General features: G+C 64.3%; 17 protein-coding genes and 1 pseudogene. 10 read left to right on the forward strand and 8 right to left on the reverse strand.

Annotated features, from left to right (window positions below):
• The coding region (locus ACTIMF_RS12545; RefSeq protein ID WP_442350629.1) for an ROK family protein at positions 1 to 531 on the forward strand (531 nt) is incomplete at its 5' end.
• Between the two features lie 9 nt (positions 532 to 540).
• On the opposite strand, the gene ACTIMF_RS12550 is transcribed toward ACTIMF_RS12545, so the two are convergent.
• A complete protein-coding gene (locus tag ACTIMF_RS12550; RefSeq protein WP_442350630.1) occupies positions 541 to 1,119 on the reverse strand; it encodes a TetR/AcrR family transcriptional regulator in 579 nt (192 codons plus the stop codon).
• 221 nt (positions 1,120 to 1,340) lie between these two features.
• Here ACTIMF_RS12550 and ACTIMF_RS12555 point away from each other — a divergent pair, with 221 nt between their 5' ends.
• Positions 1,341 to 2,786: an MFS transporter gene (locus ACTIMF_RS12555; RefSeq protein WP_442350631.1), complete on the forward strand. Its 1,446-nt coding sequence runs from the start codon at positions 1,341 to 1,343 to the stop codon at positions 2,784 to 2,786.
• A 74-nt stretch (positions 2,787 to 2,860) separates the two neighbouring features.
• Here ACTIMF_RS12555 and ACTIMF_RS12560 read toward each other — a convergent pair whose 3' ends face one another.
• The 7 genes from ACTIMF_RS12560 to ACTIMF_RS12590 form a co-directional block, all read right to left on the reverse strand.
• Positions 2,861 to 3,499, reverse strand: coding sequence for an O-methyltransferase (locus ACTIMF_RS12560; protein WP_442350632.1), 639 nt, complete (start codon positions 3,497 to 3,499; stop codon positions 2,861 to 2,863).
• Between the two features lie 62 nt (positions 3,500 to 3,561).
• Complete coding sequence (locus ACTIMF_RS12565) at positions 3,562 to 4,422, reverse strand: ABC transporter ATP-binding protein (protein WP_442350633.1); 861 nt, start codon at positions 4,420 to 4,422, stop codon at positions 3,562 to 3,564.
• The gene (locus ACTIMF_RS12570; protein WP_442350634.1) at positions 4,419 to 5,480 is read right to left on the reverse strand and encodes a FecCD family ABC transporter permease; all 1,062 of its coding nucleotides are present in this window, start codon (positions 5,478 to 5,480) and stop codon (positions 4,419 to 4,421) included. The genes ACTIMF_RS12565 and ACTIMF_RS12570 overlap by 4 nt, the downstream gene beginning before the upstream one ends.
• Positions 5,477 to 6,514 (reverse strand): FecCD family ABC transporter permease, encoded by a 1,038-nt coding sequence (locus tag ACTIMF_RS12575; protein WP_442350635.1) that lies wholly within the window; start codon positions 6,512 to 6,514, stop codon positions 5,477 to 5,479. The genes ACTIMF_RS12570 and ACTIMF_RS12575 overlap by 4 nt, the downstream gene beginning before the upstream one ends.
• A complete protein-coding gene (locus ACTIMF_RS12580) occupies positions 6,511 to 7,530 on the reverse strand; it encodes an iron-siderophore ABC transporter substrate-binding protein (protein ID WP_442350636.1) in 1,020 nt (339 codons plus the stop codon). Before ACTIMF_RS12580 ends, ACTIMF_RS12575 begins: the two co-directional genes overlap by 4 nt.
• A 171-nt stretch (positions 7,531 to 7,701) precedes the next feature.
• Entirely contained in the window at positions 7,702 to 8,472 is a 771-nt protein-coding gene (locus ACTIMF_RS12585; RefSeq protein ID WP_442350637.1) for an AraC family transcriptional regulator, read from the reverse strand.
• A 462-nt stretch (positions 8,473 to 8,934) separates the two neighbouring features.
• On the reverse strand, positions 8,935 to 9,501 hold the full coding sequence (locus tag ACTIMF_RS12590) for an OsmC family protein (protein WP_442350638.1): 567 nt from the start codon (positions 9,499 to 9,501) through the stop codon (positions 8,935 to 8,937).
• Positions 9,502 to 9,760: 259 nt separating this feature from the next.
• On the opposite strand from ACTIMF_RS12590, the gene ACTIMF_RS12595 reads away from it, so the two are divergent.
• From ACTIMF_RS12595 to ACTIMF_RS12630, 8 genes and pseudogenes are all read left to right on the forward strand, one after another.
• Complete coding sequence (locus ACTIMF_RS12595) at positions 9,761 to 10,642, forward strand: helix-turn-helix domain-containing protein (protein WP_442350639.1); 882 nt, start codon at positions 9,761 to 9,763, stop codon at positions 10,640 to 10,642.
• Between the two features lie 194 nt (positions 10,643 to 10,836).
• Positions 10,837 to 12,225: an NtaA/DmoA family FMN-dependent monooxygenase gene (locus ACTIMF_RS12600; protein ID WP_442350640.1), complete on the forward strand. Its 1,389-nt coding sequence runs from the start codon at positions 10,837 to 10,839 to the stop codon at positions 12,223 to 12,225.
• 28 nt (positions 12,226 to 12,253) lie between these two features.
• Positions 12,254 to 12,523, forward strand: a pseudogene (locus tag ACTIMF_RS12605) (acyl-CoA dehydrogenase family protein); the annotation flags it as partial.
• Positions 12,524 to 12,559: 36 nt separating this feature from the next.
• Positions 12,560 to 13,450 carry an acyl-CoA dehydrogenase family protein gene (locus ACTIMF_RS12610; RefSeq protein ID WP_442350687.1) on the forward strand — a complete coding sequence of 297 codons (891 nt, stop codon included), beginning with the start codon at positions 12,560 to 12,562 and terminating at the stop codon, positions 13,448 to 13,450.
• Positions 13,447 to 15,387: an ABC transporter permease gene (locus ACTIMF_RS12615; RefSeq protein ID WP_442350641.1), complete on the forward strand. Its 1,941-nt coding sequence runs from the start codon at positions 13,447 to 13,449 to the stop codon at positions 15,385 to 15,387. Before ACTIMF_RS12610 ends, ACTIMF_RS12615 begins: the two co-directional genes overlap by 4 nt.
• Positions 15,374 to 16,165: an ABC transporter ATP-binding protein gene (locus ACTIMF_RS12620; RefSeq protein ID WP_442350642.1), complete on the forward strand. Its 792-nt coding sequence runs from the start codon at positions 15,374 to 15,376 to the stop codon at positions 16,163 to 16,165. The genes ACTIMF_RS12615 and ACTIMF_RS12620 overlap by 14 nt, the downstream gene beginning before the upstream one ends.
• Entirely contained in the window at positions 16,162 to 16,881 is a 720-nt protein-coding gene (locus ACTIMF_RS12625) for an ABC transporter ATP-binding protein (RefSeq protein ID WP_442350643.1), read from the forward strand. Before ACTIMF_RS12620 ends, ACTIMF_RS12625 begins: the two co-directional genes overlap by 4 nt.
• Positions 16,882 to 16,988: 107 nt before the next feature.
• A complete protein-coding gene (locus ACTIMF_RS12630; RefSeq protein WP_442350644.1) occupies positions 16,989 to 18,110 on the forward strand; it encodes an ABC transporter substrate-binding protein in 1,122 nt (373 codons plus the stop codon).
• Positions 18,111 to 18,218: the final 108 nt, after the last annotated feature.

An 18,218-nucleotide genomic window follows, 5' to 3' on the forward strand; every position in this document is an offset into this window, starting at 1 on the left:
TTCTATGCGCGGGAGACGGCAGGCATCGCCTTCAGTGTGGACGGCACCGTGCACACCCCTGCCGCGGGTCCGCCGACGATCGGCCATTTCCCGACCGGCGCCACCCGACTCCTCGATCCGGAGGGCACCGGCCGACTCGAAGAGACCGTCAGTGACTCCGGCGTCCTGGAGGCCGCTGCTGCGGCAGGACTGGACGTCTCGTCGATCGACGAACTGCGCGCCGCGGCCCGCACCGGAGACGCTGTCGCGCACGACATCCTGGTGGAGCGTGCCGAAGTGCTCGGGCGGACTGTCGCGTTGATCTCGGACATCTTCAATCCGGACCACGTGATCCTCGGTGGACAGGCTTTCACCGACTACCCGGAGGCGCTCCCGTCGGTCAGCAAGGCATTGCGCGCGACGTCGGTCGCCACCCAGCGCGATGTGCGGGTGGCTCGGTCGGCGATCACTGTCCAGCAGAAGGCGGCGGGGGCCGTCGCGCTGGACGCCATCTACGCAGACCCGCTCGAGGCGCTCTCGCACACGGCGTGAGGCCGCCGGTCACCCCGTGATCGGGCGTAGGCCGTCGAGCATGATGTCCAGCGGTTTGTGCACGTCGTCGTGGTTCTGTGCCACGTAGGCGATCCCGGTCATGGTGCGCAGGATGTCGACCGGCGCGACGTCGTCGCGGAACTCGCCGCGTGAGCGTCCGATGTCGAGGAACCGCTGCACGGTGGTACAGAGGAGTCCGCCGGTCTGCTCGCGGAACTCGCTGCCTGACGCTAACGAAGGTTTCAGTGCCTCGGGGACATCACGATTGTCGACGAGCATGGCAGCGAACCTGTTGGCCCAGACGCGCATCGCGCTTCGCGCCGACCGTTCGCTCGCCAATAGATCCTCGGCCGCCTCACACAGCTGGTTCACTCGGCTCCGGTAGACGGCCTCGACGAGTCGTCCGCGATTCGGGAAGTGTCGGTAGAGGGTGCCGATGCCGACGCCCGCTTCCTCGGCGATCGAGCTCAGTGTCGACGAGTGGCCGTCCCGGTCGAGGACGCGCGTGGCAGCCGCCAGTATCCGTGCGTGATTGGATCGTGCGTCGGCCCGTGAATTAGCCGGCGCCGCAGAGGGTTCGGTGCTCACAGACGTGCCGACCTCCTCATCTCGATCTCCCACTCTCGGTCTCATAGAACAGTTCGCGTGACGCTGACACCCTACCGCGTGAAGTGGTGCACTCACTCTTGTGAACGGAGCTGCCTCCGCTTATTGTGAATATCCGGAGCCGCCTCCGGTACTTAGGAGGCTGACAGACGTTTCGCCGCGATGTACGTCGTGAGACACCTGGTAGTTGGAGAGTGACTGTGATGGCAGTGAATTCAGAGAGCGCGACACTGCCGCGGACCGGAGCGGTCGTCGCCGTGCTGGCGATGGCAGGCATCGTCGTGTCGTTGATGCAGACGCTGGTGATCCCGATCATCCCGCGTCTGCCCGAGTACCTGAATGCCGGAGCCGACGACACCGCATGGGTGATCACAGCGACGCTGCTGGCAGCGGCCGTCGCGACTCCGACGATGGGGCGCCTGGGCGACATGTTCGGCAAGCGTCGGATGCTACTGGTGAGCATCGTGCTGATGACCGTCGGCTCGGTGATCGGCGCGTTCGCGACATCGGTCCTCCCGATGATCGTCGGCCGCACCTTGCAGGGTCTCGCCGCTGGTGTGATCCCGCTGGGCATCAGTGTGATGCGCGACGTCCTGCCGAAGGAGAAGCTTGCCGGAGCGGTCGCGATGATGAGCGCCTCGCTCGGTGTGGGCGGTGCGCTCGGTCTGCCGATCGCCGCGGTGATCGCCGAATATGGCTCGTGGCACATGCTCTTCTGGGTGTCGGCGGTCCTGGGTGCGATCAGCTTCGTCGCCGTCACGATGATCGTGCCGGAGTCGCCCGAACGCGCGGGCGGAGGATTCGACTTCGCCGGGGCGCTGACGCTGTCCGTCGGTCTCGTCGCGCTGTTGCTCGGCGTCTCGAAGGGGGCGAGTTGGGGTTGGACGTCGACAGCCACGATCGTGTGCTTCGTCCTCGCCGTGGCCGCGTTCGCCGCGTGGGTGATGTGGGAACTGCGAACTAAGGCTCCGTTGGTGGACCTCCGAGTCTCGTCGCGGCCGCAGGTACTGCTCACCAACGTCGCGTCCGTCGTATTCGGTTTCGCCATGTTCGCGACGTCGATGGTGTTCCCGCAAGTGGTGCAGCTGCCCGAGCAGGCCGGGTCAGGGCTGGGCGGCTCCATGCTGATGGCCGGTCTGGTGATGGCTCCGATGGGCATCATGTTGCTGTTCGCGGCGCCGGCGTCGTCGTACATCACCAACAATTTCGGCCCCAAGATCACGCTCATGACCGGTGCCGTCATTGTCGCCGCCGGCTACCTGATCGGCGCGTTCGTGCTGCACTCGGAGTGGCAACTGGTGGTCATCGGCATCATCATCGGGATCGGCACCGGCCTGGCCTACGGGGCGATGCCCGCATTGATCATGGGTGGCGTTCCGCCGTCGCAGACCGGCGCGGCGAACAGCTTCAACACCCTGATGCGTTCACTCGGCACCTCCTTCGCCAGCGCCATTGCCGGCGTGATCACCTCGCAGATGTTCATCGACCTCGGCGGCAGCCACGTCCCGACCGGTGACGCTTTCACGACGATCATGCTGATCGCGGCGGGCGCAGCGGTGGTCGCGTTCCTGGTCACCATGACCATTCCGAAGCGCTCCGCCCCGGTAGAGGCAGACGACGTCGGTGTCGAGCCGGCCCGGATGAGTTGACCGTCACCGGTTCATCGACCAGGACGTGAACTGACGGCCGAGCGCGGTTACCGGATTCGGGCGCGAGGAGTGGACTACCTCTTCAGGATGATCTCGCCGGACGGTTTGTAGTCCGAGCCGCTGAGGAGCCTCATCGACCGGTATCTGTCGCTGTGCGCCTTGACGTACTCGATCAGTTCGTCGTCGAGGTTCTCGTTGTAGACGAGAGCCCCCGGGCGGAGCCTGCCCTCGAGGGTCTTGAGCACCTCGAGCGAGACAGCCGGGATCCATCCGTCGATGACCGCCAGATCTATTCCGTCTGGAACGCGGGCGAGCGTCTCGCGCGCGTCGCCTTCGAGGATCTCGACGTGCTCGGACAGACCTGCGCGGTCGATGTTCTTTCTGGCTTGATCGACCTTGCTCGGCACCAACTCAGCGCTGTACACGACTCCCGCGCCGGCCTCTTTGAGTGCGGCCGCGAGGAAGATCGTCGAGAAGCCGAGTGATGTCGCGAACTCGACGACGTTCGTCGCCCTGCCATAACGCGCCAGCAGGTATAACTGGTCCCCTTGCTCCGGGCTCATCGAGAACCCCGTCTCCGGGTGCGCGTAGGGGTCGAGGCCGTACTCGTAGCCGTCCCATTCGATATGTCGCTCTTGCTCGTACAGCTCGTGCAGAACGGTGAATACTCGCTCGTCCGTTATCAGTTCACTGCTGAACTCGGGTCTTGGCATGATGGGTCACTCGCATTCTGTCGATGCTTCAGGGGCGGGAATCAGGGCTTCTGGGGTCGGAATCAGGCGTTTCGTGTGGACGGTTGTTCGTTTCCGGCGTCACTGCGATCCTGCCGACTGGCACCAGGACTGTGGTGGCGTCCGACGGGGATCATCATCGGCTTCTTGGAGATCGGGTCCCGGCTGACTTGATTGGGTAGGCCGAACACTCGGGTGATGGCTTTTGCAGTGAAGACCTGGCTCGGGGGCCCCGCTGCCTCGCATGCACCGTCGGACATCAGCACGAGGTGATCCGCGTAGCGCGCCGCGAGGTTGAGGTCGTGCAGGACCATGATCACCGTGGTGCCGTGGAGACGGTTGCGGTCGGTGAGCAGGTCGAGCACCTCGATCTGATGGCTGACGTCAAGAAACGTGGTCGGCTCGTCGAGCAGCAGGATGCTCGGCTGCTGTGCCAGGATCATCGCGATCCACACCTTCTGCCGCTGGCCGCCGGAGAGTTCGTCGATAGCGCGATCGGCGAGCCCGGTCGTTCCGGTGTCGGTGAGAGCGTCGGCGACGGCTGCCTCGTCCACCGCGCTCCACCGCGACACGATGCTCTGGTGGGGGTGACGGCCCTGCCCGACCAACTCGGCGACAGTGATGCCCTCTGGAGCCGTCGGCGATTGCGGAAGCAGCCCGACGATGCGGGCGAGTCGTTTCGCGTTCACCTGGTGCAGCGGTTTGTCGTCGATCAACACCCGACCGCTGCTCGGCCGGAGAATCCGAGACATCGACTTCAACAACGTCGACTTCCCGCACCCGTTCGGGCCGATGATCGCCGTCGTCGCTCCGGCCGGGAAACCAAGTGTGAGTTCGTCGATGACGATCCGCTTGCCGTAGCCGACCGTTAACGATTCGGTGCGCAGGGAGTGGTCGGTGGTCACAATGCTCCTCCTGACCGGTTCGACCGGACGATGAGATAGACGAGGTACGGGGCGCCGAGGACGCCGGTGACGACCCCGACCGGGAACCGGTTGTCGAAAGCGAACTGGCCGCAGAAGTCCGCGATTGTGACGAGCAGCGAGCCGACGAGTGCCGCGGGCAGCAGCGGCGCGCCGCCTGCCGGGCCGAGCAGGCGCACCGCGATCGGTCCAGCGAGGAACGCGGCGAACGCGATTGGTCCGGCGGCCGAGGTGGCGAACGCGATGAGGACCACCGCGACGACTGTGGTCAGCAGGCGGCTCCGGTCGACGCGGACTCCCAACGACGCGGCGATCTCGTCGCCTATCTGGAGCAGGCGCAGCGTCCGGTCCAGCCCGACCAGTACCGGACCCAGGACTGCGAGCGCGATCACGACCGGGACGACCGATGGCCACGCCGCATTGTTGAGGCTTCCCGACAGCCAACGGGTCGCTGCCTGCAGGTCCCAGTCGGCGGCGAGGGTCAGTATGTACGACGTTGCGCTGTAGAGCATCGCGGCGATGCCGATGCCGATGAGCACGAGTCGTGCACTCGCCGAGCCACCACGGTAGGAGAGCAGGTACACCACGAGGGCGACGACGAGTGCAGCGACGATCGCGAAGACGGACACCATGGTGCCGCTCAGGGAGAGGACGACCACCGCGAACGTCGCGGCCGTGCTCGCTCCGGCACTGATCCCGATGATGTCGGGACTGGCCAGCGGATTTCTGAGCATCACCTGGAAGGCGGCGCCACCGAGTCCGAAGCAGGCTCCCGCGACGACGGCCAGGGTCGTACGCGGCAGACGAAGGGTGCCGACGGTGTAGCTGGCGCCCGGCACGGTCTTGCCCACGATGACATCTATGACGTCGGCCGGCGGATAGTAGGTCCGTCCATAGGTGAGGGAGACGACGATCGCGGCGAGGACGGCGAGCAGCAGGCCTGCGACGACGAGCCCGCGGCGGGCGCGACGTCGCCGACGGGCCTGACGGACGACGGTGAATGCGGCGGACCGGCCCGGGGCCAGCGAAGTGGTGGTCATAGACTGCGGATCCTCTGACGTCGGACGATGTAGATGAATACGGGAGCGCCGATCAACGAGGTGATGATGCCGACCTCGACCTCGGTGTCGTCGGCGATGATCCGGCCGATGATGTCGGATGCGGTCAGCAGTGCGGCGCCGACGACGGCGGCCATCGGCATGGTCCACCGGTGGTCCACCCCGAGTAGAAGTCGGCAGACGTGCGGCACGACCAGCCCGACGAATCCGATCGGACCGGCGATCGCCGTCGCCGCGCCGCACAGCACCACCGCGCCGAACGACGTGACTACCCGCGTGCGGGTCACGTGCTCACCGAGTCCGGAGGCGGTGTCGTCGCCCAGCGCCAGAGAGTTCAACGACCGGGCAGTCAACCAGCACACGACGAACCCGACCGCCAAGAACGGCGCGATGAGTCGGAGCGAATCCCAGGTTCCACCACCGATGCCGCCGATCTGCCAGGAGCGGACACTCCCGGCGATGTCGTTGCGCGGTAGAACGGTGGCGATGACCAGTGACGACAGTGCCGCGGAGATCGCGGCTCCGGACAACGCGAGCTTCAGAGGGGTCGCGCCGCCGCGGCCCATCGTGCCAACCGCGTAGACGAAGGCCGCGGTGACGGCCGCCCCGGCTATCGCGGTCCAGATGTACGAGCTAGCTGTGGTGAGTGAGAAGAACGCCATTCCGACGACCACCGCGAGCGACGCCCCCATGTTGACGCCCAGGATTCCCGGGTCGGCGAGCGGATTGCGGGTGACGGCCTGCATCGCGAGGCCACTCACCGCGAGCGCTGCCCCGATCATCATCGCCAGGACTGTGCGTGGAATCCGGCGAGCTACGACGGCCTGGGCCATGGTGTCCCGGCTGCCGAACAACGTCGCGATGACCTCATCCGTCGAGATGTCGCGCGATCCGAATCTGATTGAGAGGACGGCCGTTACGAGCAGAACCAGGGCGGCCGCTGCGGCCCACCCCCACCGACCGGCTCGTCGTGCGGGGGCGAGCGCCTGCTCGACGAGACGGTCGGTCGCGGTCATCCCTTGGCCTGCGCGGCTCTGTCGAGAACGTTGAGGTAGTCGTCCAGGACCCAGGTGATCGACAACGGCGTCGGGTTGGCGGCGGTACCGAGTGCGCTGTCACCCGGGAGATTGACCACCGCGTTGTTCGCGATCGCGGGGACGCGGGACAGCAGCGAGTCCTTGCGCAGCGCGGTGACCACGTCGTCGGCCCCATAGGTGACGATGACGTCGACGTCGGCCAGAGCATCGATCTGTTCGGAACTCTTGGTCAGCGAGAACTTGTCGGTCTCGGCCGACGCTGCGGCGATGCTCGGCGGCGTCTTCATTCCGAGGTCGTTGAAGAACATCGCACGCGGGTCGTGGGTGGTGTAGAAGCTCACCTTGCTCAGATCCGTTGTGTCGACATGCGTCAGGAACATCACCGACTTGTCTTTGATCGCCGGGTGCTCACCTGCCTTCTCGGCGACGGTCTGTTCGATCGACCCGATCAGCTGCTCACCCTCGTCGCTCTTGCCGATGGCCTTGCTGTTGAATCTGATCATCTCGCGCCACGGCGTTCCCCACGCGGTCTCCGGGTATGCGACGGTGGGAGCGATCTTCGAGAGTTTGTCGTAATCGTCCTTCGTCAGGCCCGAGTACGCCGCGAGGATCACATCCGGTCGGCTGTCGGCCACGGCCTCGAAGTCGATGCCGTCGGTTTCGTCGAACAGCACCGGCTTCTCGCCGCCCAGTTCGTCCAACTTGTCCTTCACCCAGGGGAGCAGGCCGTCGCCGTCCTCGTCGCCGAAGTTGGCGCGGGCCATGCCGACTGGGACTACGCCCAGAGCGAGCGGGACCTCATGGTTCGCCCAGGCGACCGTCGCCACCCGCTCCGGCGCGCGGTCGATTACCGTCGTGCCGAGGGCGTGTTCGATCGTGATCGGCTGCCACCCCTGATCGGCGTTCGAGTCGTCGTTCGACGAGCATCCGACGGCGAGCAGAGCGACGATGAAGACAGCGAACGCGGCGATGGCACCGCGCGGTGTCGTTCGCATGAGAGTTCCTCTCGGTAAACGCACACTCGTGACCGAACCCGACGTGCAGGCCAGGCGAGGAAGGTGTGCGGTGTGAGGGAAGCCCCAGCCGGATATCGACTGAGTGCAACCTAAGTTTCCTTAGGCTAAGCTGCAGAAATATCGGCCGCAATCAATCAATATGGACGCCGTCTAGTCCATTTCGGACGCGGCGCTGGCGTCTCCGTGGTCGTTTGTGATGTGGCGTGACCGAAACTGACCTGGCGTGAGGCCGGTCACTTTACGGAATGCGACGCTGAAGGACGTGGCCGTGTGGTACCCGCACGGCTCGCACAGTTCGTCGAGTGTCGCGCCCTCCAGTAGGAGTGGGATCGCGTGCTGGATTCGCGCTCCACGCACCCATTCGGCGAATCCGCAGCCCGTGTGCTCGATGAACCCACGATGGAGGGTACGACTGCTCACGTCGAGTCGCCGGGCCCAGACGTCGAGTGTCGTCTGCGTCGACGGGTCGGCGAGAACTGCGTCGATGATCGGCCTCAGTGTCATATCGGTCGGTACGCAGACGCGGAGCTGGCGCTCTGCTGGGCGAATGACGTCGAAGACCATCGCTTCGGCGACGGCTCGTGAATCGCTCGGGAGATCCGGTTCGCTCAGACGCAGGAGGAGCAACCGCAGCAGCGGGGTCACCGCGACCGCGATCGGCCTGGTGGACAGGGTTTTGAGCGAGCCGACATTGAAGTGCGTCGAATACGAAGTCGAGGACGCCATCGTCCAGCCCGAATGCGGCATGCCCGCGGGAATCCACAGGCCGAGCCCCGGGGTGGTCGTCCAGCGCTCGCCGTCGCCGACGACCACGCCGGCCCCGCGGTCCTTCCATACGAGCTCGTGGGTCGGATGCGAGTGGGTTCCGAAGTACACCCCGTGTTCGGAGTGCTCGTGGTGGTTGTGGATCGCGACGGGCATGGCGATCTCGCCTGCGCGGTAGTTCGGCAGGGCGCGGTACTCACGCGCACCGCTGACGGCACGCCACTGCGCGGGTCGGCGCGACTGCGACGTACGAATGATCGGGTCCTGACTCTCGACTCGGTCCCAGAATTATGCCACGGTTCGAGTCGAGCACTGGCCGTCTTACTGCGGGAACCGGCGTCACTGGGTCGAGGGAGGCTTCAACCTGCTTGCGATGATGTCCTGCGACTGGCCGACCTGGCCACGTCCGCGGTCGCCTGCGCACCCGCACCGAACGCTACGCAAGTTGGCGAAGCGGGGACACTTCCTCACTGGCGTCTAGCCCCGGACTGTGCGGAAACATCGGTACTGAGGGCGTGGCGAACAGGTGTGCCGTCCGCTGAAGTATCTCGCGGTGAAAGGCTGAAGTTCGTTAGTGGGGGCGGGGGAACTGCAACGGCATGATTGTCATCCTCTACCTCAGTGCGCGACAGGTGAATGAGGGTCAACTCGCAGATGGGATGTGATCGTTGTCGGTCGACTTATCGTCTGAGCTACTGGCGATCCCGAGATCGCACGGTTCCACAGCTCGGTCAGTGTAGACGTGTCTGCGTTACCGGAGATGCGTCCCGACACCTGGAGGGATCCGAAGCCCGGGTTGCCATCGGTCGCCAGGCCCGCCCAGAGTAGGATGTTCTCGAACGTACCGGTCACTCGCACCTCAAGGTTATCGATGCGAATCCCGCGAGTCGTCGCGTGGAGGATGACGCCATCGGTTATGCAGGCCGCGACCGCCGACAGTACGTACTCGTGCGGCGTAGGTGACGAGTCCTGGGCAGTGAGATCCGCAGGTTCGTCGAACTCGATCGCGTGACTGCGGGCCTTCGCGCCGACGCGAAAGCCGCCTCGCCAGGTCGCCTCGACCTCCCAGGGGCCACTGAAAGTCGATACCCGCTCACGGTCTTTCAGCCGGGCGGAAAGTTCATCACGATGCGCCGCGCTGATTCCGTTCAGCGAGCCGTCGTCGGAATCCTGCGCGCGGGTCACAGGACTAAGCTTAACGGTCGACGGTACTGCGGCCTATGGTCGTTCGGAGGGATATCTTCGGCGACCGCGGACGGGGATCGGCGTAGATTAGGATCTCGGGGATATGGCGGACTGGATGGAACTGGGGTCGGGCCCTGAACAGCCGAAGCTGATAGGTTGTGGCATTACCGAATTGGACCGCCTCCTCGGTCCGCTAGTACCAGGGGAGAATGTCGTCTGGGGCGTCTTGCCTGGATGTCGTACCGATGTCATCGGCCTCGTGACGGCAGGCGCCGGGGTGCCGGTGCTCCTAGGCAGTCTCGATGAACTGCCCGCAGCTCCATCAGCCGAGACGACGAGTGTGTGGGTTGTAGACCTCACGCAGGTCGGACCGTCGGCTCTTGCTCGGTCCTCGGCGCGGATTGAGGAGTCGGTCCGGGCCGTCTTCGGGTCGCCGACGATCTGCCACTGGCTGCTCGACCGCGATCAGGTCGACAACGTTGACTGGCTCTGGTCGGTCCAGTGTGTGCTGTCGGCGGAAATCGGGGAGGTGATCGTCCATCGTGCCGACGGACGCCGGGTGGCGGATTCGGTGATCCAGACCGGGCACGGCGAGGGTAGAGGGACTAACCGACGGTCTTCGATCCGTGCCGGCAACCTGGGCGGGAGTGTTCATGCCGCTCGTGTCGAACTCGGTTGGAGCCAAGCAGAGTTGGGGCGGCGCGTCGGCGTAAGCGCGAGTGCGATCTCGCAGATGGAGCGGGGACGGCTCGGGTTGTCGCTCGAGACGGCGATCGAAGTAGCCGACCGGTTGGGGGTCACATTCGACGAGCTGCTCCGCGGCCCAGGTACAGACAGCATCCTCGTTGAGGAGCGTCCGGGCATCGCGGGCGACAGGTCTGCGATGCGCAGGGAGCCGTCAGCGGATCCAGTGCCTCGCCCGCCAGTGCAGAGTAACCTTGTCGTCCCGGGCGGCACGCTCATCCCGCCGGTATCGACAGCGGGCCGATTGACGCTTCTGGTGGGTAGCGGGATTCTACGGGTAGAGCGGGCACCGCAGCGAACGCTGGTCCGTGCCGGCGACATCGTCCGGATAAATAGGGCGATCGGCTGCGCGGTGACGAACCTAGACACCGTCCCTGCTGTCCTCTTCACTTCATGAGTTGACTGCATCTAGCACTAGAACTAGGCCGTCTCAACTTTAAAAAAGCGATAATTAATAGTGCGGAAATGTAGGCACCTAGCTTGTAAGTATCACCTTTACTGCTCAATACTGGTCGAAGCGATGTGTAGGCACCAGGGCGTGTGCACACTCGTTTTCTGCTTCGACCATGTTTGTGAGAGAAGGGCCCCTTCTTGTCTAGACCACCGATCTACAACGCGTTCTTACACTTGACTCCGAATCATCACAGCCACGGGTTCTGGCGCACCCCTGAGGGTCGAGTGCAGTACGGGTACAAGGATCTCGATCCCTACATCGACGTGGTTCGCACTCTGGAGCGTGGCCGCATCGACACATTGTTCATCGCTGACGTCGTGGGGGTGTACGACTTGGACTTTGGCGACGGCTCGACGACGATCCGCGCTGGCTCTCAGTTTCCAGAGAATGACCCGATCACCATAGTCTCGGCGCTCGGCCATGTCACTCGTGATCTCGGAATTGCGGTGACCAGCAACATTATTCAGGACCATCCGTTTTCGTTCGCGCGCCGGTTGTCCTCGCTGGATCACTTCACGCACGGCCGGGTGGCGTGGAACATCGTCACTTCGTACTTGAGCAACGGCTTTCGCAACTACGGGTACGACACGATCGTCGGTCACGACGAGCGGTACGCCTGGGCGCAGGAGTATGTCGACGTTGCCTACAAGCTGTGGGAGCACTCCTGGGAGGACGGCGCGGTTCTCCATGACGCCGATACCGGCCGGTTCTTCGATCCGGATCGCATCCACACGATCGATCACGAGGGCCGTAGGTACAAGGTGCAGGGCCCTCACCTCGTCGAACCCTCGCCGCAGCGGACCCCGGTGTTGTTCCAAGCCGGGAACTCCCCTGCAGGAAGGGAATTTGCCGCGCTCAATGCCGAGGTGACGTTCTTGCCTTCTATGAGTCCGGCCACCGCGCGCGACGACATCGCCACCCTCGATGAGCACCTCCGCTCGGTGGGTCGGAGGCCCGATGCGCTGAAGAAGATCGTGGCGCTATCCACCGTCATCGGATCGACTGAGGAGGAGGCGCGCCGCAAGCAGGAGTACTTCCGCCAGAACATCGATTTCGAAGCGCTGCAGGCGTTCTGGAGTGGTGGCAGCGGCATCGACCTGTCTGCGGTCGACCCCGACACCCCTCTCGCTGAACTGGCCCGACGCGTTCAGTTCGGTGATCACGTGCAGTCGATCTTCCGGGCGGCCGCCGACTCGACGGCCGACGCGTCCTCTGTTTCGTGGCGGGACTACCTGCTATCCAACGGGCTGCTGCCAGGCAAGTTCGCCGGCTCGCCGGAGCAAATCGCCGATCACGTGGCGGAGTGGGTCGCCGCAGGTGCGGACGGCTTCAATGTTGTGCCCATCACCACCCTCGGATGGTGGGACGAGTGGGTCGACCACGTTGTCCCGGTTCTACAGGAACGCGGTCTGGCACAGCGCGAGTACGCGCCGGGAACCCTGCGCGACAAGATCTTCGGCAACGGAGACCGGATCGATTCCGGACATCGTGTGCATCAGGTCGGTCTCACGCCGGCGAGGGTGTGAGACAGTGACCATCACCGAGAGCACCACCGTGGCCCGTGGCCCGCTGGCCGGCCGTTTCGACGCGATCTTGCGACGGATCTCCGTCGGCGCAGCCGAACGTGATGCCGGCCGCCGTATCCCACATGATCTCGTTCGTGAACTCGCCGATGCTGGCTTCGGTGCGCTGCGTGTTCACCGTCAGTTCGGTGGTGACGAGATCAGTATCGGTGAGCTCGCGGAACTCGTCATTGACCTGGCTACCGCAGACCCGAATTTCGTCCAGCTTCTTCGTGCGCACTTCCTCTACACCGAGGCTCTGATCCATGCGCCGACATCGCAGTCGAGGTCAGAATGGTTGCGACGCATCGGAAGCGGTGAGTTGTTCGGTGGTGCATACACAGAAAGGACGGCGTCTAACCAAACCCACTTCTCCACGAGCGTCGAGATCGACAGTCACGGGCGCCGTGTAGTCAACGGCGAAAAGTACTACAGCACTGGGTCGCTGTACGCCGACTGGATCATCACCACGGGTGAGGGCCAGGAGGGTATCGAGACGGTCGTCGTGCCGTCTGCGGCCGACGGTCTCGAGCTCATCGACGATTGGGATGGGTTCGGTCAACGACTGACCGCTAGCGGTACCACCCGTTTCCGCGACGTCGACATCACCGAATCCCCGACGCTACCCGCCGAGGTCGTGCCGGGCAGTTATGGCACGTCGCTGGCTCAGTTCTGGCACATCGCCGCGCTGGTCGGCATCGCCCGCGCCCTGCATAACGATGTCGTCGACTATGTGCGCGACCGTAAGCGATACTTCAGTCAGGGGAGTGGGGCGTTGCCTCGCGAAGACCCCGTTGTCCAGTCCGTGGTCGGGGAGATCAGTTCGGCCCGCTACGTCGCGGACACGATCATCCGTCAGATCGCCGCCGTCCTCGCTGATCTCGATGCGGCGATAATCGCGGGTACCGTCACTGACGAACAGTATGACGCGGCCGAGATCGAGGTCTACCGTGGTCAGGTCAGTGTCGTCGACACGGTCCTAACCGCAGCGACCCGAGTCTTCGACGTCGGCGGCGCATCGGCGCTCGGTCGGGCCCATGGGTGGGATCGCCACTGGCGCAATGCCCGGACCCTGGCGAGTCACAATCCCACGCCGAACCGCCTCGTCAGCATCGGCGACCACGACCTGAACGGTACCTCGCCTTATCGGACATGGCTCAGCGGCATCGACCTGCGGGGCCGAGAATGAACTTGCTGACCTACGCCTCCCTCGGTCTCTCGACGGGCGGCGCCTACGCTCTGGTGGCACTCGGGCTGGTCGCCGCCCACCGGGGAACCGGAGTCATCAACTTCGCCCAGGGTGCGCTCGGCATGTTCGGCGCCTACGTATTCTGGAAGTGCTACCAGGACGCCGGGATTCCGCTCGGCTTGGCGATTGTGCTCGGTCTGGCGGTGAGCGCGGCAATCGCGATCGCCTTCTTCGCACTGATCGGCCGGCGCCTGGCACACGCACCGGCCATCACGAAGATCCTTATCACTATCGGGTTGATGCTCGTCCTGGAGGCGATCGTCCGGATCGTCTGGACCAACCACCAGGAGACCGTCGAACCGTTCCTCGTCGGCGGCGGACTCGAGGTCGCCGGGGTCCGAGTTCAGTCGATCAGCCTTCTGCTCGTGGCGGTCGCGATCCTCGCTACGGTCGCTCTGCACCTGCTCTTCACACGAACCTCGTTCGGGCATATCACCACTGCACTGCGGGACACCGACCTCGGTGCCCAGTCGATCGGCCTTAACCCCCGGCTGTGGGGGTCGGTCGCCTGGGGGCTGGCCGGAGTACTTGCCGCAACTAGCGCCATCCTGGTGTTGCCGATCACCCAGCTGTCTCCGGCATCGCTGACGACCCTTCTGGTACCCGCTCTGGGAGCGGCACTCGCCGCACGTTTCACGAGCTTCCTGGCCGCCCTCTTGGTCGGGGTAGGTGCGGGGATCCTCGAGGGTCTGGTGACCGGCCTCGTCAACGCACAAGTCGCGCGGGCCATCCCGTTCGTGGTCACTCTGGTCGTACTGCTGCTGATCGCCCGGACCGACATGGCGAGGGGAACCCGGGAGGTCAAAGCGGTGTTCCATGTCGGCCGCGGACGTATCCGCTGGCCGTGGGTGGTGGCCGGGGCTGTCGTGGTCTTGGTGGCGATCTTCACTGCCGCCGGAACAGTGGTCGACGCATTGAGCCTCACTGCAATCTTCGGCCTCGTCGCACTCGGGATCGTCGTCTCCACCGGATACACCGGCCAGGTCAACGCACTTTCACTCGGCGTCGCCGGGGTGACGATGATCGTCTTCGGGGCGGTCAGTCATACCGGTGCGTCGCTGTATCTCTCAGCCCTCGCTGCGCTAGCTACGGCTATCGTCGTCGCCCTGGCACTGAGCGTCTTGTTCGTCAACGCCAAGGTGTACGAGGTCACGATCGGTTCGCTGGCGGTGGCCTCGATTCTGCAGACGGTCGTCTTTTCCGTCGACTGGTTCTTCAACGGGCGGACCGGCTGGACGATCGGTGACACGTCTCTGTTCGGCATCGAGATCAGCAACATCACCGACCCACATGCTTTCGCGGTCGTCACTTGGATCGTGCTGCTGATCGCGCTGGTCCTTGTCGCTAATCTCCGATCGTCGGCCACAGGCCGCTACCTGTTGTCGGTGCGCCAGGACGAGCGGCTCCCGGCCGCGCTGGGAATCGTCTCGGCTCGATCAAAGCTGATCGGTCTAGGCGTCTCCTCGACGCTGTGGGGGCTCGCCGGAGTGCTGTTCGCCATCCAGCGGGGGTTCATCTCCAAGGGCGACATCCGGCTGGAGGGGTTCGGCTACTCCGAATCCCTGGCCCTCATCGCGTTCGTCATTCTCGCCGGAGCAGGTCATTTGACCGGCGCAGTCCTGGCGGGAGCGTTCGCGCCGGGTGGGCTGCTGTCGAATCTGCTGTCATTCACACCAGAGGTAAACGACTGGCTGTCGTTGTTCTTCGCAGCCAACATGATCTGGATACTCACCACCGAACCGGACGGGGTGGTCGGTCAGTATCTCCGTATCCGGGACCGACTGCGGCGTAACCGAGTTCGAGTCGACGACCGCGATCCGACAGTCACCGGCGGCGAGTCGGGCCGAGAGGACAGGAAAGTCGATGTCACAGCTTGAAGTCCGGGACCTGTCGGTCGAGATCGGCGGGCACCGCATACTCTCCGATGTCTCGCTGACCGTCCCGCCGCAAACAGTTGTCGGACTGCTCGGGGCGAACGGGGCGGGCAAAAGCACCACGATCGATGCGATCACCGGGTACCAGAAGACGGTCGCCGGCAGGATCTCGGTCGACGGCCGTGCGGTCGACCGCTTCGGTGCGGCTCGACGAGCGCGGGAAGGGATCACCCGCACCTTTCAGGACTACCTCTTGTTTGAGGATCTGAGCGTCGAAGAGAACCTGTTGTGCGCAGCGGAGGTCGGTGTGCGAAAGATCCTTGCGCGCGACCTGTTCCGCTTCGGTCGGCCGTCAGCCGCCGCGTTGCAGACGGTCGAACGCGTCATCCAGACACACGGATTGGCGAGGTACCGGACGAGTCGCGTCGAGCAGTTGTCCCTCGGCTGGCACGCTCGGGTCAACCTGGCCCGCGCTGCGGCGCAGAGACCGGCGGTCTTGCTGCTCGATGAGCCGACGGCAGCGCTGAGCCTTGATGCCCGGCACGCGGTTGTCGACACGATCACGACGCTTCGCGACCGCGACGGTCTGCCGATTCTTCTCGTCGAACACAATCTGGACGTCATCAGTGCCGTCTGCGACCTCGTCTACATTCTCGAGGACGGAAAGGTGGTCGCGTCCGGTCCGACATCCGAGGTGCTCGACAGCGGTGAGGTCCGCGCCATCTACTTCGGCGAGCGACCGGATGACGTCGAACTCGAGACCGCGGGAGTCCAGGTATGACCGCCGCGGTTGGTGCGGCGACATCGGTCCGAGCCGATGGGCTGACCGTGTTGGGTCTGACCGTGGACTATGGGAATGGTGCGGGGCTCTGGGACTTCGATCTGCGTGTGCAGCCCGGTGAGGTCGTCTGTGTGATCGGTCGCAACGGAGCCGGAAAATCGAGCGCACTGCTGGGCATCTCCGGGTTCGTGAGACCCGGCCGGGGCACAGTCGAGATTGACGGTATGCAGCTTTCGGGCGCGCCGTATCGGCGGTGCCGGCAACACGTGTCGCTGGTAGTGAAGGGCCGATCGCTGTTCGGGAGTCTCACACTCGCCGAGAATCTGGCTCTTGCCAAGATCGACTCTGACGACTTCTTCGGCCTGTTCCCGCAGCTGCGATCCCGCCGGGACGTGCTGGCGGGCAGCCTTAGCGGCGGCCAGCAGCAACTGGCGGCGGTCGGCCGCGCCCTGCTCCGTGACGTCCGGGTGGTTCTCCTCGACGAACTGACGTTCGGCCTGAGCCCCGCGGTCCGCGCGTTGATCGCCCGGGTAGTGCGTGAGGAGGCAAGCCGTCGTCGGCTGGCCGTGGTGGTCGTCGAGCAACACATCGAGACGGCGCTGGCGATCGCCGACCGCACGCTCGTGATGTCCGAGGGTCGGACCGTGCTCGACCTGAGCACCGACGAACTCACCGCGCAGACCAGCGCTGTCGAAAACACCTATCTGCATCCCTGAAGCACTCTGATTCGAGAAAGTAGTAGTTGTCCACCATGTTCCGATTCAAACTCCCTGCCGCCGCAGTGTCGACTCTCGTTGTCGCCGCGGGCCTGCTAACGGCGTGCGTGTCAGAAGACACTTCCGACACGATCAATGTCGGCTTCGTCGCGCCGCTGTCGTCGTCACCATCGGCCTTCCAGGATCCGGCGCTAGCAGCCAAAGTCGCAGAGAAGGCCGTGAACGATCAGGGCGGTATCAACGGCAAAAGGCTCAACGTCATTGTGTACGACACCAAGGGCCAGCCGGCCAATGTCGTCGCCGGTGCACGCAAGCTCGTGAACGAGGACAAGGTCGTTGCGTTCATCGGTGGGAACAGCAACGATGGCCTCGGCGAGATCGGCAAGAAGGCTGGTGTCGTGAACTGGTTCCCGATGGGTTGCGCCGCGGCCGACGTCACCAATGAACTGTCCATGATCGCTGCGCTCAACTGTGCGGGCGCGGGACAGGGCACCTACCTCGGCGGTACCCGATTCAAGCCGCGCAAAGCCGTCTACGTAGCCTTCGCCGGTAATACTCCGTACATAGAGAACGCGAAGCTGGGTTACCGCAACGCGGGTGTCGACGATGTCGCCATCGTGGAGGTGCCGCCGGAAACAACAGACTTCGCGCCAATCATCGCACAGATCAAAGCGCAGAAACCCGATGTCTGGGGTGGCATGATCTACACGCCCGAAAAGTTGACCTCGCTCATCCGTGCCGCGATCGATCAGAATCTACGTATTCCGTTGGTACTCAGCAACAACGTGATGGAGGACGCGACCATCGATCTGGTCTCGCGATCAGGAATCCCGAACTCCGTGGCGCTGGAGAAAGGGGAAGACGCCGAACAATTCCCCACGTGGAAGCAGTACGAGGAGCAGCTCGCGAAATACGACCCGCAGGGACAGATCAAGACTCCGCACGACGGATCGGTGACCACCGATTGGCTCGCGGTCTGGACCTTCGCTCAGCAAGCGCGCAAGCTTGACGTCGTCAACGCCGACACGTTTCGTGAACACACGACCGGATTGACTGACTTTCAGACCGATGTCCTGCATCCCCTCGACTTCACGATTACCGACGGCCCGGTGCTAACCGCGCCGCGTCAGGCTAACCTATGGGCCTTTCCAGGACATATCGCCGACGGGAAGATCGTCGTCGAGGGTAAAGAACCTTACAGTGCGTTCCTCAAGACTCCGGTAAAATAGTGAGGTTGTGCGCGTGGCCGTCGCCGACACCAGACTGCTCCCCGAGCAGGAGGTGATGACGTGCAGCGGGCCAGGAATTAACTCTATGACCGCATATACGATCCGACT

The sequence above is a fragment of the Gordonia sp. (in: high G+C Gram-positive bacteria) genome, from assembly GCF_052106715.1.
Taxonomy (GTDB): domain Bacteria; phylum Actinomycetota; class Actinomycetes; order Mycobacteriales; family Mycobacteriaceae; genus Gordonia.

Excerpts from the sequence above, each read along its gene's own strand:
- ACTIMF_RS12555 (WP_442350631.1), top strand. The coding sequence starts at position 1,341 with ATGGCAGTGAATTCAGAGAGCGCGACACTGCCGCGGACCGGAGCGGTC.
- ACTIMF_RS12560 (WP_442350632.1), bottom strand. The coding sequence starts at position 3,499 with ATGCCAAGACCCGAGTTCAGCAGTGAACTGATAACGGACGAGCGAGTA.
- ACTIMF_RS12570 (WP_442350634.1), bottom strand. The coding sequence starts at position 5,480 with ATGACCACCACTTCGCTGGCCCCGGGCCGGTCCGCCGCATTCACCGTC.
- ACTIMF_RS12575 (WP_442350635.1), bottom strand. The coding sequence starts at position 6,514 with ATGACCGCGACCGACCGTCTCGTCGAGCAGGCGCTCGCCCCCGCACGA.
- ACTIMF_RS12580 (WP_442350636.1), bottom strand. The coding sequence starts at position 7,530 with ATGCGAACGACACCGCGCGGTGCCATCGCCGCGTTCGCTGTCTTCATC.
- ACTIMF_RS12585 (WP_442350637.1), bottom strand. The coding sequence starts at position 8,472 with ATGCCCGTCGCGATCCACAACCACCACGAGCACTCCGAACACGGGGTG.
- ACTIMF_RS12615 (WP_442350641.1), top strand. The coding sequence starts at position 13,447 with ATGAACTTGCTGACCTACGCCTCCCTCGGTCTCTCGACGGGCGGCGCC.
- ACTIMF_RS12620 (WP_442350642.1), top strand. The coding sequence starts at position 15,374 with ATGTCACAGCTTGAAGTCCGGGACCTGTCGGTCGAGATCGGCGGGCAC.
- ACTIMF_RS12625 (WP_442350643.1), top strand. The coding sequence starts at position 16,162 with ATGACCGCCGCGGTTGGTGCGGCGACATCGGTCCGAGCCGATGGGCTG.